The organism is Hymenobacter sp. (assembly GCF_035709525.1).
Lineage (GTDB): Bacteria > Bacteroidota > Bacteroidia > Cytophagales > Hymenobacteraceae > Hymenobacter.
This window is the reverse complement of the sequence record NZ_DASTEP010000245.1, coordinates 1-22,205: the sequence shown is the minus strand read 5'-3', so window position 1 is coordinate 22,205 and position 22,205 is coordinate 1. Positions and strand designations below refer to the sequence as shown.

The window sequence follows — 22,205 nt, the reverse complement described above, 5'->3', positions numbered from 1 at the left end:
GGCTTCTTTTTGTAGGTAATCGGACTCGTAATAATCTCTTCTAGAGACACAACTGCCGGACAGCGGAGCCCCTTTAGGCGCTAAACGACGGGTAAGGTGAAGTAGAACGTGCTGCCCGCGCCCAGCTCGCTCTCGACCCACAGCCGGCCGCCCTGGGTGGTGATAAACTCGCGGGCGATGCTGAGGCCCAAACCCGAGCCGCCCTTGTAGCCCGCCTTGTCGGGGATTTGGGCGAAGCGCTGGAAAATGCGCTCGTGGTTTGCGGGCGCGATGCCGGGGCCTTTGTCTTGCACGCCCAGGCGCACAAACTTGCCCTGGCGCTCGGCCCGGATGGTGATGGCCTCGCCGGGCGGCGAGTAGCGAATGGCATTGGCCAATAAGTTGATAAGCACCCAGGTAGTTTTCTCCACGTCGGCCCGCACGGGGGGCAGGTCGGCGGGTAGCTCGCGGCGTAGTTCCAGAATTTTGTGCTCTAGCTGCACCTGCACCGTGTCGGCGGCAAAGCGCGCTACCTCGGCCAGCGCGGTGGGCGCAAAGTCGAGCTGAATGCCCGCCCCGGCCTCTAGGCGCGACACGTCGAGCAGCTCGGCCACGATGCGCTGCATGCGCTGGGTTTCGCGGGCCAGGCCGCCGGCCACCTGCTGGCGCTCGTCGGCGTCGATGCGGCTGTCTTGCAGCAGCTTGAGGCTCAGGCTGATGCTGTTGAGCGGCGTTTTCAATTCGTGGCTCACGGTGGCCAGGAAGTCGGACTTGACCTGGTCGAGCTTTTTGAAGTCCGACACGTTGCGCAAGGTCAGAATCTGGCCCACGAACTCAGTTTTCTGGCGGGCTTCGTTGTAGGTTACCAGGTCTTGCACGTCGAGGCGGTAGTAGCCTTCCTCGCCCCGCTGCGCGATGGTGAATAGCGGCGCTTCGGCCACGGCGGTGCTGGGCTGGCTATTTTCGAGGGGGCGCAGCATGGTGCGCAGCAGGTCGTTGCGGCCGGCTACTTCGGCGGCGGGGCGGCCCAGCAGCCCTTCGGCCGGCAGGCTCAGCAGCTCGCTCATGGTGGGGTTGGCCAGGATAATGCGCCGCTCTTCATCCAGCACCAGCAGCCCTTCATCGAGGCTGTTGACGATGCCCTGCACGCGGTTGCGCTCGGTCACGAGCCCGGCCAGCGTGGAGCTGCGGTACTCTTGCAGCTGCACCAGCATGCGGTTGAAGGCCCGCGCCACGCGGCCAAACTCGTCCTGGCTTTCGATGGGAATAGTGGCCGTAAAATCCTGCTCAGTAGCGTGCTCCAGCGAATTGGTGAGCTTGCGCAGCGGGGCCACGGCGGCCTCGGGCACGCTCAGCAAAAACATCAGCGCCACCAGCAAGCTCAGCCCGGCGCAGGCCAGCAGGTAGTGCCCGGTTTGGGTGGCGCGGGCGTTGGCCTGCTCGTTTTTGCGCACCAGCGCCTGGGTGTTGAGGGTCATCATGCGCTGCGTCTGGTCGCGCAGCTGGTTGATGACGGCCAGGCGGGCCGCGGGCGGGGCCTGCGCGTCGAGGCGCGTTTGGTAGGTGGCCAGCGTCTGGGTCAGCTCGTCTACCACCTCTTGCTCGCCGGGCTCGGTTACGTTGCCCGCCTCGCGGGTGAGGCTGCGCCGAAAGCTGGCGATGCCCGCCGAGTCGGCCGGGGCCAGCTCCATGCGGTCGAGCGTCCGCAGCAATTGCTGGCCCAGCCCTACCGAGTAGAAATTAGCTTTCAGGATGTTGCGCGAGTCGGCTTCGAGCCGGCGCACCGAGTAGTAGGCGTAGCCGCCCAGTGCCAGCAGCAGCGCCAGTAGCACCACGTAGCCGAGGGTTATTTTGGTTTTGAGGTTCATGGTGGGGTTGCTGGTTTCTGGTTACGCCCGTCATGCTGAGCGCAGCGCAGCGGAGTCGAATCATCTCTATCGCTTCGTTGCTAGCGTTAGGAGTTACTATGCTAAAGAGATGCTTCGGCTGCGCTCAGCATGACGAATGATTAAAACCTAATACTTCACTAAAAACACGTCCAAATCGCTGGCATCGCCGGCCAGGGCGGCCAGCAAATCCTGCGTGACGCCGCCGCGGCTGAGCTGCTGCCACAGGCCCTTGGTGCCGGTGAGGCCACACACGAGCAGCGTGGCGTGCTTGTCGGCGGCCGTTTGCTGAATGGTGCGCACTACATCGTCGCTTTTCACGCGCAGGATTTGCCCGCCTAGCTCGGTGGCTAGTTGCAGGTTGTTGATGAGGTGGCGCTGGGCGGCTAGGCCGATGCGGTCGGCGCTTTCGCGGCTGGTTTGCACGTAGAGCACGTACCAGGCGGCCGCCCCGAAGCGGTCGGCCAGGCGCGAGACTTTGCGGATTATCTCCTTGGCCGCCACCTCGTTAGTGTTGATGCAGGCGAGTAGCCGGTCGTCGTTGCGGCGCTGGGCCGCTACGGCCGCCGCGCCGCCCGCGCCGGTTTCGACCTGCCGCCCCAGCAGCTGCGCCACCTCGCGCACGGCCAGGCGGCGCAGCTGCAACAGGTTTTCGGCCTGGAAGAAATTGGCCAGCGCCGTGGGCACCTTGGCCGCATCGTAAATCTTGCCTTCTTCGAGGCGGGCGCGCAGCTCGCCCACCGTCAGGTCTACGTTTATCACCTCGTCGGCCTCGCGCAGCAGGCTGTCGGGGATGCGCTCGGTCACGTCGGTGCCGGTTATTTTCAGCACCTGGTCGTGCAGGCTTTCGAGGTGCTGCACGTTCACGGCCGTTATCACCGAGATGCCGCGCTCCACCAGCTCGCGCACGTCTTGCCAGCGCTTTTCGTGGCGCGAGCCGGGCACGTTTGAGTGGGCCAGCTCGTCCACTATCACCACCTGCGGCCGGCGCTGCTCCAGGGCGTCGAGGTCCATCTCCTCCACCGCGTGGCCTTTGTAAAACACCTGCTTGCGCGGCAGCAGCGGCAGCTCTTGGGTGAGTTGGGCCACGGTGCCGGGCCGGCCGTGGGTTTCGATGTAGCCCAGCAGCACATCTACGCCGTGGCGGTGCAGCTCCTGGGCTTCTTGCAGCATGCGGTAGGTTTTGCCCACGCCGGCGGCCAGGCCCAGGTAGATTTTGAGCGTGCCCCGCCGCTTCTGCTGCACCAGGCGCAAAAACCGCTCGGCCGAGGCGTCGCGCTGAAGGTCGTTGGAGGGGGACACGGAAGGCCAGGTTATACTTGGGTTAAATGCAGCTCGGGGCGCTCGGGCGTGAGCAGCGGAATGTTTTCGAGCGTCAGCGATGAGTTGTCCAGCCCGAAGCTTTGCTGTGGGCTGGCCCCGAGCCAGCGGAGTGCGCCCGACAGCCGCGCCACCAGCCACTGCCAGCCGCTCAGGCTGTGCGCGTAGGGCAGCGTGCGGTTGAGAATGACGAATTGGAAGTCGCCCACTTCGTCGCGCAGCGAGGCGTAGCGCGAGCGGATGTCGATTTTGCCGGCCTTCACCAAGTCCGTCACCACCTGCCGAAACATGTAGTTGATGGCGTGGTCTACCCGAAAGCCCAGGTGGAAATCGATGCGCACCAAGTCGTTGGGCAGAATGACTTCGGCGTGGTACGTGCAGGTGTACGGCTCGTCGGTGGTCGTGACGTGCAGCAGGTAGTAGACGTCCGCCCGCTTGGGGCTTTTGCGGAAAATGCTGTGCATGATGGCGTTTTCCACCAGCTTGGGGTTTTCCGAATCGGTGAAGTACACGAGGTTGGTGGCCAGGCGGGGCATCGTTTCGTCGTAGCTCAGGGCGCGCAGCCGGGGCAGCCACTCGGTTAGCGGCACGTACTTGTTGAAGTCGCGAAACAGCCGCCGGCCCTGAATCCAGCTCACCATCACCAGCAGCAGCAGGCTGCCCAGCAGCACGCTCAGCCAGCCGCCCTGCGGAAACTTGCGCAGATTGGCCACCAGAAACGAGCCTTCCACCGTGAAGTACACCGCCAGCAGCAGCAGCACCCAGCCGGTGGCTGCCCGGCGCAGGCGCAGGTAGTAAGCCAGCAGCACGGTAGTGCTGAGCATGGTGATGGTGACGGCCAGCCCAAAGGCCGCCTCCATGCGCGAGCTTTCGCGGAAGTACAGCACCACGCCCACGCAGCCCAAACCCAGCAGCCACGTCAGCGAGGGCACGTAGGCCTGCCCGCGCAGCTCGGTGGGGTAGCGCACCTTCACCTTGGGCCAGAAATTGAGCCGCAGCGCCTCTATCACGAGCGTGTAGGAGCCCGAAATGAGCGCCTGCGAGGCAATGATGGTGGCCAGCGTGCACAGCCCGATGGCCGGCAGCAGCCCCCAGCGGGGTATCATCTCGAAGAACAGGTTTTGCTCGCCCAGCGGCCGGCCCAGGTGTTGCAGCAGCCAGGCCCCTTGCCCCAGGTAATTGATAACCAGGCATATTTTGACGAAAGTCCACGACAGGTAGATATTGCGCCGCCCCACGTGGCCCATGTCGGCGTAGAGCGCCTCGGCCCCGGTGCTGCACAAAAAGATGCTGCCCAGCAGCCAGAATGCCCCCGGCAGCTGCGTCACCATGTGCAGGGCGTAGTACGGGTTGAGCGCCCGCAGAATGCCGGGCTCGCGCAGCACGTAGGGCAGCCCCAGCACGGCCAGCATCGAGAAAAACACCAGCATCACCGGCCCGAACAACCGGCCAATAACAGCCGTGCCGAACTGCTGAAACCCAAACAGCCCCACTATAATAACCAGCACAATAGGCACCGTATTGAGGTCGGGCTTGAGCACCCGCAGCCCCTCAATGGCCGAGGCCACCGAGATGGGCGGCGTGATGATGCCATCGGCCAGCAGTGCCGCCGCCCCCACGATGGCCGGCACGTAGAGCCAGCGCAGGCGCAGGCGGCGCAGCAGCGCGTAGAGCGACAAAATGCCGCCCTCGCCGTGGTTGTCGGCGCGCATGGCCAGCAGCACGTACTTGACGGTGGTGAGCAGCGTCAGCGTCCAGATAACGGCCGACACGGTGCCCAGCACCACGTCTTCGGTCACGGGCCGGCTCACAAACACGCCCCGCACGGTGTAGAGCGGCGAGGTGCCAATGTCGCCGTACACGATGCCAAGGGCAATGAGGGTGCCCGCCGCTGTGATGCGCTGGTGCAGGCTGGTAGTAGTGGGGTGCGTAGTAGTAGTCATGGCGGCAAATACGTGAACATGCGTACTACGTAGGTTAACAAGGCATTACCATACAGCAGGCGGCCGGATTAGAGTTGAACGTATTGAAAGCGGCCCACATAGTCGGTCATGCTTCGGCTCCGCTCCTCTGCGCTCAGCATGACCGACGTAAAAACCAACTGTATAACAGCAGCTTCTAAAACGACAGCGCGACGCTGGTTGTCAGGTTGCCGTAGTTCTGCGAGAAGCCGTTGTCGTGCTCAAAAATGGGGCTTTGGGCCCGCAGGTAGCGGCCCTCCACGCGGAAGGCCACGTTGGGCGTGGGCAGGTAGTCGAGGTTGAGCGAGGTGCCGCCGGCCAGGAAGCGCGCATCAGTGCGGGCGGGCATGCTGCTGTTGATGATAATGCCCCGGTCGGCATTGTAGTACTCGCCGCGCAGGGTGGTCGAAAACTTCTCGGCCAGCTTGTACTTCACGAACGCCGAGCCGGTGTGCCAGGTGTCGTAGCCGCGCTGGCCCTCGCTCTGCTGCTTGCCCACGTCGAACACGGCGGCCAAACTCAGGCGGTCGGTAGCGGCGTAGGTGAGGTAGAAATCGTGGAAGTAGCGGCGGCGCTTGAGCGAGTCCTGCGGCTGCTCGTTGCCGTAGAACGTGCTGCTGTTGATGAGCAGCTTGTCGGTGGGCTTCCACTGAATCTGGGTGCCCAGGGCCTTGCCCTGGTTGTTTTCCCGCATGTTCTGCCAGCCGTTGAGCACCAGCCCGGTCAGCGTCAGCTTAGAACTCACCTCGTAGGTGAAGCGCGCGCCCGACTCGTAGTAGGGCGAGTTTTCGGCCATGAGGGAGCGGGTTAGCGTCCAGTTGTCTTTCGAAATGGCCGACTCGAAGCCAATGTGCGAGCCGAAAACCCCGACATCCAGCCAAGCCTTGGCGAAGGGCCGGAAGCCCGCGTAGGCCTCGTAGATGTGCTTCAGCACTTGGTCCTCAATAACGTAGTTGGCCGTTACGTAGGTGCCGGCGTGCAGCCCCAGGGCTCCGCGCACCTTGCCGTCGTCGTAGCGCATCCCGATTATCGCGTTGTTGACCGTGAACTCGTTCTGACGGTTGTGCGCGTAGATAAAGTTCGGCCGCTGGTTGCTGCCGCCGTGGTCGAAGTCGAAGCCGTAGTAGGCATCCACGAAGCCGTAGGTGGTAATGGGGGCAGTAGTCGGCGACTGAATCGGGGCGACGGGCGGCGGCACGGCCAGCGCCGGGTCGGTAGTGGGGGCCGTTTGGGCCAGGGCAGCACTCGTGCAAAGGGTAGCCAGCACGGGCAAAAGCAACTTTTTCATGAGGATGGCGCTCAGTTAGTAGCGCGCTGGGTAACTATATCGTTGAGGTTGCCCGGCCATTACGAAGGCCGGGCCGCGTACGCTATTTCTTGCCGGCCAGGTCGTCCAGCGCCAGGTTAAGCTGGAGGACGTTCACGCGGTCGGGCCCAAGGGTGCCGGCCTGGATGTGCTGGGCCACCAAGGCCTGCACCTTGGCCGGGGCCAGGCCGCGGGCCTGGGCCACACGGGCCACCTGCACCAGCGCGCCCTGCACCGACAAGTCGGGGTCGAGGCCCGAGCCGCTGGCCGTAATCAGTTCGGCGGGCACGTCGGCGGGCCGCACGGTGGGGTTTTTAGCCAGGAAGGTGTCGAGGCGGGCCTGCACGTCCTTGAGGTAGTCGGGGTTGCTGGGGCCTTTGTTGGAGCCAGCCGAGCCGTCGGCCTTGTAGTCTACCGCCGAGGGGCGCGAGTTGAAATACTCGGGCTTGTCGAATTTCTGGCCCACGTTGGCGAAGCCCACCAGGCGGCCGTTATGCATGATTTGCACGCCCTCGCCGTGGCCGGGGGCCAGCTTGGCGGCGGCCCACACGATGGCAGGGTAAACGACGCAGCACAGCACCAGCAAAGCCAGGGTGAGGCGGATGGCAGACAAAAATTGGGATTTCATGGGGTTGACTTACCAGATGGTAAGTTTGATTTATGAGTGAGATTCCGATTCCAGCCAATCAGGTAGTTACCGTGATGGTGGCGCAGACAACATTTGCGGTGCTGACAATGCCGGGCAGGCAGTTTCGGGTTGATTTTTTAGATAAGGCTGAGGCGCGGCTCAAACCGGGTATGAGTGGGGAGTTTGCGCTGGTTTCGGAGCATCCGTTACTACTGACTTACAACAGCTCTTTGGTTTCGGTCTACATCAATTCGAAGCCACAGAATCCACAGCAACTTGATGTTGAAATTCAAGAAAGAATTGAAGCGCGATTGCAGGGTTGGCGCGATTTTTCAACCGTTCTGTATCCCCAGACATTAAGGCGAAACTTGCTTGATGGAAGCGGCATTTTATTGCAAGCAGCGCCGATGTCAATAGCTCAAGATGTAATTGATACCTGCGCGGCGCAAGGCGTATCGACTTGGGCTACTCCGCCCTATGGACATCCACAAGACAAACAGGCTTTTCAACTGCTGCTAGTTGGCAAAGGCCACGTCATTGCCAGGGGCTTCCGCTTTACTCAGCTTTAGCCTCTACACAAACAGCCCCACCACCAAGTCCAGCAGCTTGATGCCGATGAAGGGCACAATCACCCCGCCCAGGCCGTACACCAGCAGGTTGCGGCGCAGCAGGGCCGAGGCCCCGATGGGCGTGTAGGCCACGCCTTTGAGGGCCAGCGGCACCAGGGCAGGGATGATGATGGCGTTGAAAATCACCGCGCTCAGGATGGCCGACTGCGGCGAGTGCAGCTGCATGATGTTGAGGGCGCGCAGGCCGGGAATGGCCACCATGAACAGCGCCGGCACGATGGCGAAGTACTTGGCCACGTCGTTGGCGATGCTGAAAGTCGTGAGCGTGCCGCGGGTCATGAGCAGCTGCTTGCCGATTTCTACCACCTCAATGAGCTTGGTGGGGTCGTTGTCGAGGTCCACCATGTTGCCGGCTTCCTTGGCGGCCTGGGTGCCCGAGTTCATGGCTACTCCCACGTCGGCCTGGGCCAGGGCAGGGGCGTCGTTGGTGCCGTCGCCCATCATGGCCACCAGCTTGCCTCCCTGCTGCTCCTTGCGGATGTACTGCATTTTGTCCTCGGGCTTGGCCTCGGCGATGAAGTCGTCCACGCCGGCTTTTTCGGCGATGAAGCGGGCGGTGAGCGGGTTGTCGCCGGTCACCATCACGGTTTTGATGCCCATTTTGCGCAGGCGCTCGAAGCGCTCCTGAATGCCGGGCTTAATCACGTCTTGCAGCTCCACCACACCCAGCACGCGGTCGTTTTCGCTCACTACCAGCGGGGTGCCGCCGTTGCTGGCCACGTGCGATACGCGCTCGGTAGTTTCGGTGGGGAACACCTGGCCGGCGGCGTTGGCCAGCTGCCGGATGGCGTCGCTGGCCCCTTTGCGCAGGCGCAGGCCGCTAGCCAGGGTAGTGCCGCTGCTGCGGGTTTCGGCCGTGAACTTGATGGGCTCGCTGCCCACGGTGCGCTCTTGCAGGTAAGCTTCGTCGAGGCGGCGGTTTTGGCGGGCCAGCTCCACGATGCTCTTGCCCTCGGGCGTTTCGTCGTGCAGCGAAGTGAGCACGGCGGCCTCAATCAGCTCGCCCTCGCTCACGCCGGGGGCGGGCCAGAAGTGCGTAGCCTTGCGGTTACCGATGGTGATGGTGCCGGTTTTATCCAGCAGCAGGGTGTCGATGTCGCCGGCCGTTTCCACCGCTTTGCCGCTCTTGGTGATGACGTTAGCGCGCAGGGCGCGGTCCATGCCCGCAATGCCGATGGCCGAGAGCAGCCCGCCGATGGTGGTCGGAATCAAGCACACGAACAAGGCGATGAAGGCCGAAATGGCGATGGGCGTCTTCGAGTAAGCCGCGAAGGGCTGCAAGGTCACGCACACGATAACGAACACCAGCGTGAAGCCGGCCAGCAAAATCGTGAGGGCAATTTCGTTGGGCGTTTTCTGCCGCGACGCGCCTTCCACCAGCGCAATCATCTTGTCGAGAAACGACTCGCCGGGGGCGGCCGTCACCGTTACCACGATGCGGTCGGAGAGCACCTTCGTTCCACCCGTCACCGACGACTTATCGCCGCCCGCCTCGCGGATAACCGGGGCCGACTCGCCGGTGATGGCCGATTCGTCAATGGTGGCGAGGCCTTCAATAATCTCGCCGTCGGTGGGGATAATCTCGCCGGCTTCCACCACGAATACCTGGCCCTTTTGCAGCTGGGCCGAGCTTACTTCCTGGAAGCTGCTGTTGTCGAGGCGCACGCGGGCGGGGGTGTCCTGCCGGGTTTTGCGCAGCGAGTCGGCTTGGGCCTTGCCGCGCGCCTCGGCAATGGCCTCGGCGAAGTTGGCGAATAAAAGCGTGAGGAACAACACGATAAATACCGTGAAGTTGTAGGCGAAGCTACCCTGCGCGGCGTCGGGTTTCACGAGCAGCCCTAGGGTCACGATGAGCATGACCACGGTGCCGATTTCAACGGTGAACATCACCGGGTTGCGGAACATCAGCCGCGGGTCGAGCTTGACGAACGCCTGCTTGGTGGCCTCGGCCACCAGCGCGGGCTGAAATAAGGATTGGGATTGGGTTGCCATTTTGGTAGTGCTGGCGTAGCGCCTCACCCCTAGCCCCTCTCCAAAAAAGAGAGGGGGACTAGCTTCTAGTTACTAGATGCTAGCTGAGTGAAAAGCTGGATAACGTGAGATTAAAGACTAGAAGTAGAGCTAGTCCCCCTCTCCTTTTCGGAGAGGGGCTAGGGGTGAGGCGCTACGCCAGACGAGGCTAATACAAGGTAAAATGCTCGGCCAGCGGGCCTAGGGCCAGGGCGGGGAAGAAGGCCAGGGCGGCGATGATGACGATGACGGCCAGCACCATCACGCCGAAGGTGGCCGTGTCGGCGGGCAGGGTGCCGGCGCCCTCGGGCACCACCTTCTTGCGAGCCAATAAGCCTGCTATGGCCACCGGGCCGATGATGGGCAGGTAGCGCGAGAGCAGCAGCACCACGCCGGTTGAGATGTTCCACCAGGGCGTATTGTCGCCCAGCCCCTCGAAGCCCGAGCCATTGTTGGCCGATGAGGAGGTGAACTCATACAGCATCTGGCTGAAGCCGTGGTAGCCAGGGTTGGCCAGCCAGCCGGCGTACTCGGTGGGGTTGCCAGCGTAGAGGTGGGTGGTGAGGGCGGTACCGGCCAGGATGAGCAGTGGGTGCAGCAAGGTCACGAGCACGGCGATTTTCATTTCGCGGGCCTCGATTTTCTTGCCCAGAAACTCGGGCGTGCGGCCCACCATCAAGCCCGCGATGAAGACGGCGATGATGAGGTAGGCGAAGAAGTTGAGCAGGCCCACGCCGCAGCCGCCGTAGAAGGCGTTGGTCATCATGCCCAGCAGCTCGGCCAGGCCGCTCAGGGGCATGTGCGAGTCGTGCATGGAGTTGACCGAGCCGCAGCTAATGACCGTGTTGGTGATGCCCCAGAAGGCCGAGGCGGCAGCGCCGAAGCGGACTTCCTTGCCTTCCATGGCCCCTAGATTCTGGTCCACGCCCATCTTGGCGATGGCGGGGTTGCCGTGCATTTCGTAGTACACGGCCGGGGCCAGTAGGGCCAGGAAGCCCACCGTCATCACCCCGAAGATCATGTACGCCAGCCGGGGGCGCTTGAGGTAGAAGCCCAGCGCGAACACCATGGCGAAGGGAATCAGCATGAGGGCCACGTTTTCGGTGGCGTTGGTGAGGTAGTTGGGGTTTTCGAGCGGGTGGGCCGAGTTGGCCCCGAAGAAGCCCCCGCCGTTGGTACCCAGTTCTTTAATGGCCACCATGGCCGCTACCGGGCCGCGGCTCACGGCCGTGGTGTCGCCCTGCACGGTGATGAGCGGCTGCTTGCCCTGCATGGTCATGGGCGTGCCGTTGAAGGCCAGCACCAGCGCGATGATGAGCGAGCCGGGCAGCAGCAGCCGCGTGAGGCTCTTCACGAAGTAGTGGTAGAAGTTGCCCAGCTTGTCGGTAGTGCGGGCTTGTAGGGCGTTGAAAACGACCACGGCGGCGGCGATGCCGGTGGCGGCGGTTACAAATTGCAGGAAGGTAATCACCACTACCTGCGACAAATACGAGAGGCCCGACTCGCCGGAGTAGTGCTGCAAGTTGCAGTTGACCAGGAAGGAGATGGCCGTATTGAAGGCCAAATCGGGCGACATGCTCGGGTTGCCGTCGGGGTTGAGCGGCAGGCTGCCCTGGGTGCAGAGGATGGCCATCGCCAGCACAAACCACACCAGGTTGATGGCCAGCAAAGCCAGCATGTGCTGCTGCCAGGTCATTTCGCGGCTAGGGTCGATGCCGGCCAGCCGGAACAGCGCCCGCTCGACGGGAGCCATGAAATCGAGGGCATTTTTCTCGCCCTGGAACACCCGGGCCAGCAGCCGCCCCAGGGGCAGGGCCAGCGCCAGCGTCACCAGGAAAATGAGGGCAATGCCGAATAAAGGGGAAGTCATTGGATTAAAACTTTTCGGGCTTCAGGAGCACGTACACCAGGTAGCCAAACACGACTACCGACAGAAAAAAGAGAGCGAGCATCATGGCGCCAGCGGAGGGGTTAGATGTGGTCGAAGAAGTCTATCGACTTGTAAAAGAGCCAGAAGCCGGCCAGGCCAGTGGCCGTGAGCAGCGAAATCATCAGGGCAGGTGTCATAGAAGAAGAAATTGGGAGAACCAAAGGCCGGCCCGCCTCGGTGGGCCGTGCCAGCCTACTTGCCAACGCCGCGCCGACTGCCGGCCGGCCTATCGAAGTAGCGACTAAGGCGCTGTTGGCGAGCGTGCTAAAATTTCCAAAGCGCCCCGGGGCACTGCCTGGCTCGGGGGGGCACCACCCCATTTTGATAGGGTGGCTTGTCATAATGAAGCGCTGCCGGGGCGGTGGGCATCGGCGTAGAGAAACTGGGCGTAGTCGCCGTAGAGGGCGGCCGGCATCAGCTGGCGGGCCATGCGCTCGCCGCCGGGCAGGGCGTTGAGGTGCAGGCAAGGGAAATAGGCATCGCGGAAGGCGGCCAGCAGCTCGGCATCGGCCTGGCCGAGCAGGCGGTTGGCCACCGCAAAGCAGCGGGCCAAGAGGTCGAGCTGCTCGCCCTTAAAGGCCAGGCGGGTGAAGGCGGCGAAGCGGGCCAGCTGGGCGGCCAGGCTGCTCATGGTAGCCGGGGCGTGTAGCTCGCGCCCCAGGCCCGGAAATACACGCGTTAGCTCGTCGGCAATCTGCAACGGTAGCATACAGGGAATGGATAAGTGGAAAAACGCGCCGCGCCGGCCGGGGTAGCCAGCGCTAGTACGGCGCAAGCCAACGGCGGCAAGCGCCAAGCCAGGCGGCGGGCGCTGTGCGGTATTCCCTTATTCACTAGTGAGTTATTTGCTGAACGCAGCGCACGTCCAGGCGGCCCGCCCTACCAAAATGGAAGGGGGGCGTTTTCATTGTGGTAGGAGCGCACTTGCCCTAACGTGAACCTCACCCCCTAGCCCCCTCTCCTGCGGAGAGGGGGAACTAGCTCTAATTCTAGCTTCTAGAAACTAAAGCTAAAAACTAGTTCCCCCTCTCCGCAGGAGAGAGGGCTAGGGGGTGAGGTCCGCGCCCGGCGAGTGCTACCCCAGCCCGTACTCCTGAATCTTGCGGTAAAGCGTGGTGAGGCCGATGCCGAGCTGGCGGGCGGCCTCGGTTTTGTTGCCGCCTACCTCGGCCAGTATCTGCCGGATGTGGCGCTTCTCGACGCTGGCCAGGCGGCGGCCGTCATCAGGCTGGGCTGCGTCGGAACCGTCGGCGGGGGCGGGCTCAAACTCGGCGGGCAGGCATTCGGGGCCGATTTCATCGTCGCAGAGCAGCACGGCGCGCTCCAGCACGTTCTTGAGCTCGCGCACGTTGCCGGGCCAGGGGTAGTGGCGCAGGCGGCGCAGGGCCTCGGGCGTGAGGCCTTTGATGCGCTTGCGCAGCTTGGTGGCAAACTCCTGGGTGAAGTGCCGGGCCAGCTGGTCAATGTCTTCGCGCCGGGCGCTGAGGGCGGGCACGGCCACCGTGACGACCGCCAGCCGGAAGTACAAATCCTCGCGGAAGTGCCCGGCGGCGGCCTCCTGGCGCAGGCGGCGGTTGGTGGCGGCCACCACGCGCACGTCGGCGGTGCGGGGCTTGGTATCGCCCACCCGCATGTACTGCCGCGTTTCGAGCACCCGCAGCAGCTTGGCCTGCGCCCCCAGGTCCATTTCCCCAATCTCGTCCAGAAACAGCGTACCGCCCTTGGCTTCTTCCAGCAGGCCTTTCTGGTCGCTCATGGCCCCCGTGAAGGCCCCCTGCCGGTGCCCAAACAAGGCCGATTCCAGCAGGTCCTTCGGAAACGCCGAGCAGTTGACGGCCACAAACGGCTTGCCGGCCCTGGGGCTGGCCTGGTGAATGGCCTGGGCAAACAGCTCCTTGCCCGCGCCCGTGGGGCCTTCGAGCAGCACCGTGGCATCGGCCGGGGCCACGCGCTCGGCCAGGGTTTTGGCGGCCACGAAGGCCGGCGCGCTGCCTAGCATGGCCGCGAAGCTAAAATACTGGCCCACCTGCTTTTCCAGCATCTGCACGCGCTGCTGCAAGCGCGCCTTTTCGCTGGCCCGCTCCAGCACTACCAGCAACTGGTCGTCGGAGCCGCCCTTGGTGAGGTAGTCGAAGGCCCCGGCTTTCATGGCCTGCACGCCATCGGCCACGGTGGCGTAGGCCGTGAAGAGGATGACCTCGGCCAGCGGGGCGGCGGCTTTGTAGCGCGGCAGCAGCGCCAGGCCGTTGCCGTCGGGCAGCTTCACGTCGCTCAGCACCACCAGCACATCGGTAGCGTGCTGGCGCAGCAGTTCCAGCCCGCGGTGGGCGGTGCCTTCTTGCAGCACGGTGTAGCCTTCCAGCTCCAGCACCCGGGCCAGCAGGTGGCGCAGGTGGGTTTCGTCCTCTATCAGCAGCAGGGTGTTGTCGGGCATGGGGTAGGCGGTAGGCGGGGCAAAATTTCTGCAAAGAACAGCCTCGGGGCGGGTAGTGGCCGTGGGGAGGTAGCCCGATAACGAGAAGGTAAAACGCGGCCTTAGCCTTGGGCGCAGCTAGCCCACCGACCAGGGCTGGCGGTAGCTTGAGGTTGTTTCTAAAACCAGCCTCTGCGCGTGCTGTGCACGCGGCCGGCTGGGCTAGCTAGTGCAAAGCAGGTAGGCTGCCGCTACGCGCGCAACCGCCCCGTAGCCATTTCATAACAACGTCCTAATAGTAGCGCAATAAGCCGCCGATAGCTTTGCCTTTTTCTTCAACATCGGCTGATTATATGCGCGTTACCGCTACTTTTTGCTTGCCTTTTACGCTGCTGCTGGGTTTCGCTGGCCTGGCCGCCCAGGCCCAGACCATCAGCCGGCCCAGCGCCACGCTCACCGTGGCCGAAAACGCGGGCTCGGTCAGCATTCCGCTCAGCATTGCCAGCCCCAATGCCACGGCCAGCACCGTGCAGGTGGCGCTGCAAGCCTTCGGCACGGCCACGGCGGGCAGCGATTTTACCTACGCCAGCACCCAGACCGTCACCTTCCCGGCCAATGCCACGGGCACCCAGACCGTGACCATTCCGATACTGGACGACGCTACGGCCGAGGAAACCGAATACTTCGTGGTGCGGCTGCTTAACCCCACCAACGCTACGGTAGCGAGCACGGCCAACGACATTCTGGTTTATATCCGCGACAACGACACGCCCGCGCCGGTGCGGGCCGGCAACCTGGCCTTGAGCCTGGTACAGAGCTACCAAACGGCCACGCCCTTCAGCGGCACCACGCAGATAAACTCGGCCGAAATCTCGGCTTTCGATGCCGGCACCAAGCGCCTGTACGTGGCCAACTCGGTGGGCGGCAAGCTCGAAATCCTGAACCTGACCAACCCGGCCGCCATCACGGCGGTGGCGTCGGTGAACATCAGCAGCTACGGCGGCCTCAACTCGGTGGCCGTGCGCAACGGGCTGGTGGCCTGCGCTATCGAAGGCACCAACCCGCAGGCCAGCGGCAGCGTGGTGTTTTTCGACCAAAGCGGTACGTTTCTGAAGCAAGTGGCAGTAGGGGCGATGCCCGACATGCTCACATTTTCGCCCGATGGGCGCTACGTCATCACGGCCAACGAGGGCGAGCCCAATGCCGCCTATACCACCGACCCCGAGGGCAGCGTGTCGGTAATTGACTTGCAGGGCGGCATCGCGGGCCTCACCCAGGCCAACGTGACGACGGCCACCTTCACGGCCTTCAACGGCCAGGCCACCGCGCTGCGGGCGCAGGGCATCCGCATCTACGGCGGGCTGGCGGCCTCGCCCAGCACGGTGGCCCAGGACCTGGAGCCCGAGTACGTGGCCGTGAGCGCCAACTCGCAAACGGCCTACATCACGCTTCAGGAAAACAACGCCCTGGCGGTGCTCGACCTCACTACCAAGCAGATAACCAACCTGCGCCCGCTGGGCTACGCCGACCATTCGCAGCCCGGTCGCAGCCTCGACGCCTCCGACCGCACCACCGACGTGCTGCTGGCCAGCTGGCCCATCAAAGGGATGCGGCAGCCCGATGCCATCAATCATTTTGAGGTAAATAATACGGGCTACCTCATCACGGCCAACGAGGGCGACGCGCGCGACTACTCGGGCTTTAGCGAGCAGGTGCGCCTGGGCACTACCAGCAGCAGCGCGCCCTACTTGCTCGACCCCACGGTGTTCCCCAATGCTAGCCTGCTCAAAAACGAAGCCGTGCTGGGTCGCCTCAACGTGACCAACAAGCTGGGCGATACCGATGGCGACGGCGACTTCGACGAAATTTACGCCTACGGCGGGCGCTCGTTCAGCATCTACAACGCCAGCACCGGGGCCGAGGTCTACGACAGCGGCAACCTGCTAGAGCGCGTGACCGCCGCCGACGCTACCTACGGCACCATCTTCAACGCCAGCAACGCCTTCGGCGAAACGCCCACCCGCAAAAACCGCTCGGACGACAAAGGCCCCGAGCCGGAGGGCGTGACGACCGGCCGCATCGGCCAGAACCTCTACGCCTTCGTGAGCCTGGAGCGCGTGGGTGGCGTTATGGTCTTCAACATCAACAACCCCGCCGTGCCGGTGCTCGAAGCCTACGCCAACAGCCGCAGCACCACGGCCAGCACCGGCGACCTCGGCCCCGAGGGCATCGTCTTTATCTCGGCCGCCGACAGCCCCACCGGCCAGCCGCTGCTGCTGCTGTCCAACGAGGTGAGCAGTACCATTGCCATCTACAGCCTGCAAGCCACCACCCCAACCGCCACCCGCGCCGGGCAGGCCGCCGCGCCGCTGCTGGTGTACCCCAATCCCAGCCAGGGCGCGGCCGTGCGCCTGAGCCGCCCCGTATCGGGCGCGCTCTGCGACCTCACGGGCCGCGTGGTGCGCCCGCTGGTAGCTGCTAGCCAGCTCGAAACTACCGGCCTCGCGGCGGGCGTGTACGTGCTGCGTGCCGACGATGGCGCGGCTACCAAGCTGGTAGTGCGCTAACCGGCCGGCTGTTTGTCAGGCCGTTGAAGAGCCTGCTCCGGCGTGCCGGGGCAGGCTCTTTGCTTGTGGTGAGATGAATATTGTATGAATTTAAAGGTAAGGGCTTTATGAAGAGTTTATGAGTAGTGATTAGGTAGTATGCTGGTAATATTTATGAAATATCAGGGGAGGAACTTTGCATCGTCAAGCCCCTCGTAGGCTGGCCACTCCTTTTATCGAAAGGATGCTGCAACTCTGCTCGGCCAGCGCCCACCTGGCCCGCCTTGCGCTCGCTACCACTCCCCACTTTTTCATGAAGCACTATTCTACTAGTATCAGCGCCCGCATTGGGCGCTACGGGCGCAGCCTTGCCCCGACGTTAGCGCTGGCCCTGATGGCCGGGCCGGCGCTGGCGCAGAGCCAGGCCGTGAGCGGCCTCGTCAAAGACACCAAAGGCGAAGGCCTGCCGGGCGTCAACGTTATTTTGAAAGGCACTTCGCAGGGCACCGTGACCGATGGCGCGGGCCACTACTCGCTGAGCGTGCCGGCCAACCGCGCCGGGGCCACGCTGGTATTTTCCTTCGTGGGCTACAAGTCACAGGAAGTGCCGGTGGGTGAGCAAAATACCCTCAACGTGACGCTGGGCGAAGACCAGCAGGAGCTGAACGAGATAGTAGTAACGGCGCTGGGCATCAAGAAGGAAGCCCGCACCATCGGCTACACCACGCAAGAGATTTCGGGCGCGCAGCTGGTGAAAGCCCGCGAGCCCAACCCCATTAACTCGCTGACCGGCAAAATCGCGGGCCTCACGGTGGCCCCGAGCGCCGAGCTGCTGGGCCGCCCGCAACTGCTGCTGCGCGGCAGCTCCAATATCCTGTTTGTGGTGGATGGCGTGCCGATTAACTCGGATACTTGGAACATCAGCCCCGACGACATTGAAACCTACACCGTGCTGAAGGGGCCGAACGCGGCCGCCCTCTACGGCTTCCGGGGGCAGAATGGGGCCATTATGATAACGACCAAGCGCGGCACCGGCGACAAGCGCAAGGTGGCGGTGGAGTTTAACAGCAGCACCCAGTTTCAGCCTAGCTACCTGGCCATACCGGAAAAGCAGAACGAGTACGGCTTTGGCTCGAACTACCAGTACGCCTACGCCAACAACCTCTACGACGAGGGCAACCCCAACCGCCGCGCCAACATCTGGGGGCCGCGCTTTGAGGGGCAGAACGTGCCGCAGTACGACTCGCCTATCGTGAACGGGGTACGCCAGGGCACGCCCTGGGTGGCCAAGGGGGCCAATAACTTCCGCGATTTTATGCGGGTAGGGATGCTGTCGACCAACAACGTATCGGTGTCGTCGAGCGGCGACAGCTACGACGTGCGCTTGTCGGCTTCCAATAGCTACCAGCGCGGCATGGTGCCCAATACGGGCCTCAATATCACCAACTTCAACCTGAGCACGGGCGTCAATTTCAACAAGAACCTGAAGTTTGACGGGGCGTTGAATTTGAGCTTGCAGAACTCGCCCAACATCCCGCAGAGCAGCTCGGGGCCGGAGGGGCCAACCTATATTTTCCAGGTGTACGGCTCAAGCAGCTGGGCGCTGGCCGACATGCGCGACTACTACAAGGGCCCGCAGGGCGTGCCCGGCGTGCAGCAGTACTACGCCGAGTACGGGCGCGGCAACAACCCCTATTTCGTGGCCTACGAGTGGCTGTACGGGCACAAGAAAACCGACCTCTACGGCTACGGCCGCCTCAGCTACAAGCTCAACGACCACGTGAACGTGGCGCTACGCTCGCAGGTGACGACTTGGAACCAGCTGCGCACCGAGAAGGTACCCTACTCGGCCATCACCTACAAAACGCCCGACCTGCGCCAGGGCGACTACCGCGAAGACCGCCGCAACCTGCTCGAAACCAACACCGACCTGCTCGTAACTTACAACCAGCAGCTCAGCAAAAACTTCACGTTGAGCGCGGTGGGCGGCACCAACGTGCGCCTCTTCAACTACAATTCGAGCTGGGCCACCACCGACTTCCTCATCGTGCCGGGGGTGTACAATTTCAGTAACTCGAAAAACCCGGCGCAGGCCTACGAGTTCGGCGCGGACATGACGGTGCTGAGCGCCTACGCCACTACCGACCTCACGTTCAAGAACATCGCCTCGCTGGGGCTCACCAGCCGCTTCGACCGGCTTTCGACGCTGCCGGCTAATAACCGCACCATTTACTACCCCTCGGTGTCGCTGAGCACGGTGCTGAACGACTACCTCAAGCTGCCCGAGTTTATTTCGTTTGCCAAGCTGCGCGGCTCGTTTGCCAACGTGCGCGGCGGCAACACGCAGGGCAGCATCGGCTCGGCCTACCAGGCCGTAACGGGCAGTTCGGTATCGAGCCTCATCGGCTACGGCTCGGAAATCGTGACGGCCTACGACGGGCCCAACTACGTGAACCAGGCCACTTACACCATCACCAAGCCCTACAACAACCAGCCGGCGGCCGGCTTTACCAACAGCCTGCCGAGCCCCGATTTGAAGAGCTTCACGGTGACCTCGTATGAGTACGGGCTGGATGCCAAGTTCTTCGGCAACCACCTGGGGCTCGACATCACGCATTTTACGTCGGACAACGGGCCGCTGATTTTCCAATTGCCGGTGGCCTCGTCGTCGGGCTACACCAGCAAAACCACCAACGCCGTAACCACCCGCAAAACCGGCTGGGAAGTGGCCCTGACCGGGGCCGTGCTGGCCAACCCCAACGGCCTGAACTGGGACATTCTAGCTAACTGGAGCACCTTTAAGGAGAAGCTGAAGGACATCGACGGCTCGGAGCAGAGCATCTACCTGCCCGGCCCGAACCACGTGTTCCATATCGGCGACCGGCTCGATGGCTACTACAGCTACAACTACCTGCGCTCGCCCGATGGGCAGATTATCAACGCCGGCACCGGCATTCCGCTCACGCGCCCCTCGGGCACCAACAACATGCAGCTGATGGGCTACACCAACCCGGATTGGGTGTGGGGCGTCACCAACCGCTTCTCGTACAAGAACTTCAACTTCAGCTTCCAGTTTGACGGCCGCGTGGGCGGCGTCATCCGCGACCAGGTGTATGCCTACTCGCTGAGTTCGGGCAACCACCCCGACCTGGTGAGCGGCGACCTCGGCGCGGCCCGCCTATCTGAGTGGCAGAGCACCAACACGGGCACCAAAGCCCCCACGCCGGCCTACATGGGCCCGGGCGTGGTAGTGAGCGGCGGCACGGTGAAGTTCGACGCCAACGGCAACATCAGCAACTACAACGAGCTGCAATTTGCCCCCAACACCAAGGCTGTGACGGTGCAGGCCTACACGCAAGGCGTGTACAATGGCGGCATCGAGGAGTCGTACATGGTGAGCAAGACCTACGCCAAGCTGCGCGAAGTAATCGTGGGCTACTCGCTGCCGGCCAGCCTGTTGCAGCCGCATTTCATCAAGGGGGCCAATATCTCGCTGGTGGGCCGCAACCTGCTTTACTTCGCTCAGCGCAAGGACTTCGACCTCGACCAGTACGCCCAGGGCTTTAACCTGGCCGATGGCAGCACCTTGAAGAACCCGAGCTTGCAGTCGGCCACGACGCGCTCGATGGGGGTGAATATTAATCTGACTTTCTAATACCTCGTCAGCCGTAGCGCCTCACCCCCCGGCCCCCTCTCCGAAAAGGAGAGGGGGAGCCGAACGAGTTGAGAGTTCTGAGTTAAGAGTTTTGAGTTGATAGAACGGCTAACTCTTAACTCAACACTCAAAACTCTTAACTAATGACTGGCTCCCCCTCTCCTTTTCGGAGAGGGGGCCGGGGGGTGAGGCGCCCGCGTTTGCACAACTATTGTAATGAAAAATATCTTCAAAACTGCCGTCCTCCTGGGCCTACTAACCCTCTCGGCCACGAGCTGTAACAAAACACTCGACGAGCTGACTGTCAACGAAAACAAGCCTAACGCCGTGCCAGCCTCGCTGCTGCTCACGGGCGTGCTCAACGACGCCTACGAGGCTCCCAATGGCAGCTACGAGGTCTGGAACCAGTACTACCTCAACAACTACGACTACTACGGCAACAACCGCTACGACTTCGGTAGCGGCACGGCTTTCTACACCACGCTCAAAAACGTGACCTTGATGGAGCAGCAGGCGCTGGCCGCTGGTTCGCCGGCCACCAATCCTTATTCGGCGCTGGGCAACTTCTTCCGGGCCTACTTCTTTACCCGCATGAGCCTGCAAATGGGCGACGTGCCGCTGAGCCAGGCCCTGCTGGGCCTCGACAACCTGACGCCCGCCTACGACTCGCAAAAGGCCGTGTTCGTGCAGTCCTTTAAGTGGCTGGAGCAGGCCAATACCGACCTCACGACGCTCATCGCCAGCGGTACGACCACCGTGAACGGTGACATTTATTTCAACGGCAGCCTGCGCCAGTGGCAGAAAGTGGTGAACGCGCTGCGTCTGCGCCTGCTGCTGCACCTGAGCAAGAAAACCGGCGACGCCGACCTCAACGTGGCCGGGCAGTTTGCGGCCATCGTGGGCAACCCCACCAAGTACCCCGTGCTGACCAGCAACGCCGACAACATGCAGTACGTCTTCGTGTCGGCTACTAATAACTTCTACCCCAACAACAACCGCAACTTCGGGCAAGACGGCTCGCGCAAGAACATGTCGGCCACCTACGTGGGCTTGCTCACGCAGCTGCAAGACCCGCGCGTGTACGCTACCTGCGAGCCCGCCCGCTACCTGGTCGATACCCAGGGCCAGAGCCCGACCAGCTACGCTTCCTTCGTGGGGGCCGACGCGGGCCTCGACCTGGGCGTAATGTACAACAACGCCGGCCAGGGGCGCTACTCGTTTCTGAACCGCTACCGCTACTTCCGCACCCTCACCGGCGAGCCCAGCATCCAGGTGGGCTACCCCGAGCAGTGCCTCAACATCGCCGAGGGCATCAATAGGGGCTGGCTGAGCGGCGGCAACGCCGAGACGTACTACACGGCCGGTATTCAGGCTTCGATGGCCTCGTATAGCCTGCCCACCAGCGGCACCTACACGGCCTACTTCTACCGCCCCGGCTCGACGGACGTAACCAACACCGGCAACTACGACACCTACAGCATCCCCGTCAGCTACGCCAGCTACTACGCCCAGGGCGGCGTGCAGTACGCGGGCGGCAGCACCGGCCTGACCCAGATTTTGCAGCAGAAATACCTGGCCTTGTTCCGCCACGCGGGCCTGGAGGCATACTACAACTACCGCCGCACCGGCGTGCCCACCTTCACCACCGGCGCGGGCACCGGCAACAGCGGCCGCATCGCGCTACGCTTCCGCTACCCTACGTCCGAGCGCACGGCCAATACCACGAACTACCAGGCCGCGCTGGCCAGCCAGTACGGCGGCAACGACGACATTAACGGCGTGATGTACGTGCTGAAATAATTTTCACAAGGCACTCCAAAACTCGCCGAGCGTGGGCGCCTCACCCCCCGGCCCCCTCTCCGAAAAGGAGAGGGGGAGCCTGACGACTTTCCAACGACTATTTACGTTCGCATACGGTCGGCTCCCCCTCTCCTTTTCGGAG

14 protein-coding genes are annotated in these 22,205 nt (G+C 63.0%); 4 read left to right on the top strand and 10 right to left on the bottom strand.

The window, feature by feature from the left end:
• Nucleotides 1–80 precede the first annotated feature (80 nt).
• The 5 genes from VFO93_RS22065 to VFO93_RS22045 form a co-directional block, all read right to left on the bottom strand.
• Entirely contained in the window at nucleotides 81–1,847 is a 1,767-nt protein-coding gene (locus VFO93_RS22065; protein ID WP_325136546.1) for a HAMP domain-containing sensor histidine kinase, read from the bottom strand.
• A 147-nt stretch (nucleotides 1,848–1,994) separates the two neighbouring features.
• Nucleotides 1,995–3,167, bottom strand: coding sequence for a sensor protein KdpD (locus tag VFO93_RS22060; protein WP_325136545.1), 1,173 nt, complete (start codon nucleotides 3,165–3,167; stop codon nucleotides 1,995–1,997).
• 11 nt (nucleotides 3,168–3,178) lie between these two features.
• Nucleotides 3,179–5,128, bottom strand: a complete 1,950-nt coding sequence (locus VFO93_RS22055) for a KUP/HAK/KT family potassium transporter (protein WP_325136544.1) — start codon at nucleotides 5,126–5,128, stop codon at nucleotides 3,179–3,181.
• A gap of 175 nt (nucleotides 5,129–5,303) precedes the next feature.
• Nucleotides 5,304–6,434: a porin gene (locus VFO93_RS22050; protein WP_325136543.1), complete on the bottom strand. Its 1,131-nt coding sequence runs from the start codon at nucleotides 6,432–6,434 to the stop codon at nucleotides 5,304–5,306.
• Nucleotides 6,435–6,516: 82 nt separating this feature from the next.
• Complete coding sequence (locus VFO93_RS22045; protein ID WP_325136542.1) at nucleotides 6,517–7,080, bottom strand: potassium-transporting ATPase subunit C; 564 nt, start codon at nucleotides 7,078–7,080, stop codon at nucleotides 6,517–6,519.
• A gap of 32 nt (nucleotides 7,081–7,112) precedes the next feature.
• Between VFO93_RS22045 and VFO93_RS22040 the strand changes: the two genes are divergently transcribed.
• Entirely contained in the window at nucleotides 7,113–7,649 is a 537-nt protein-coding gene (locus VFO93_RS22040) for a hypothetical protein (RefSeq protein ID WP_325136541.1), read from the top strand.
• A gap of 3 nt (nucleotides 7,650–7,652) precedes the next feature.
• On the opposite strand, the gene kdpB is transcribed toward VFO93_RS22040, so the two are convergent.
• The 5 genes from kdpB to VFO93_RS22020 form a co-directional block, all read right to left on the bottom strand.
• Nucleotides 7,653–9,701 carry a potassium-transporting ATPase subunit KdpB gene (gene kdpB, locus VFO93_RS22035; RefSeq protein ID WP_325136540.1) on the bottom strand — a complete coding sequence of 683 codons (2,049 nt, stop codon included), beginning with the start codon at nucleotides 9,699–9,701 and terminating at the stop codon, nucleotides 7,653–7,655.
• Nucleotides 9,702–9,888: 187 nt separating this feature from the next.
• Nucleotides 9,889–11,589 (bottom strand): potassium-transporting ATPase subunit KdpA, encoded by a 1,701-nt coding sequence (gene kdpA, locus VFO93_RS22030; RefSeq protein ID WP_325136539.1) that lies wholly within the window; start codon nucleotides 11,587–11,589, stop codon nucleotides 9,889–9,891.
• A gap of 4 nt (nucleotides 11,590–11,593) precedes the next feature.
• Complete coding sequence (gene kdpF / locus VFO93_RS22425; RefSeq protein ID WP_414653608.1) at nucleotides 11,594–11,671, bottom strand: K(+)-transporting ATPase subunit F; 78 nt, start codon at nucleotides 11,669–11,671, stop codon at nucleotides 11,594–11,596.
• Nucleotides 11,672–11,986: 315 nt separating this feature from the next.
• Nucleotides 11,987–12,358, bottom strand: a complete 372-nt coding sequence (locus VFO93_RS22025) for a DUF7674 family protein (protein WP_325136538.1) — start codon at nucleotides 12,356–12,358, stop codon at nucleotides 11,987–11,989.
• A 366-nt stretch (nucleotides 12,359–12,724) separates the two neighbouring features.
• On the bottom strand, nucleotides 12,725–14,083 hold the full coding sequence (locus VFO93_RS22020; protein WP_325136537.1) for a sigma-54 dependent transcriptional regulator: 1,359 nt from the start codon (nucleotides 14,081–14,083) through the stop codon (nucleotides 12,725–12,727).
• A gap of 332 nt (nucleotides 14,084–14,415) precedes the next feature.
• On the opposite strand from VFO93_RS22020, the gene VFO93_RS22015 reads away from it, so the two are divergent.
• The 3 genes from VFO93_RS22015 to VFO93_RS22005 all read left to right on the top strand — a co-directional run bounded on the left by VFO93_RS22015 (nucleotide 14,416) and on the right by VFO93_RS22005 (nucleotide 22,063).
• Nucleotides 14,416–16,629, top strand: a complete 2,214-nt coding sequence (locus tag VFO93_RS22015) for a choice-of-anchor I family protein (protein WP_325136536.1) — start codon at nucleotides 14,416–14,418, stop codon at nucleotides 16,627–16,629.
• A gap of 292 nt (nucleotides 16,630–16,921) precedes the next feature.
• The gene (locus VFO93_RS22010; RefSeq protein WP_325136535.1) at nucleotides 16,922–20,263 is read left to right on the top strand and encodes a SusC/RagA family TonB-linked outer membrane protein; all 3,342 of its coding nucleotides are present in this window, start codon (nucleotides 16,922–16,924) and stop codon (nucleotides 20,261–20,263) included.
• Nucleotides 20,264–20,479: 216 nt separating this feature from the next.
• A complete protein-coding gene (locus tag VFO93_RS22005) occupies nucleotides 20,480–22,063 on the top strand; it encodes a SusD/RagB family nutrient-binding outer membrane lipoprotein (protein WP_325136534.1) in 1,584 nt (527 codons plus the stop codon).
• The last annotated feature ends 142 nt before the right edge of the window (nucleotides 22,064–22,205 follow it).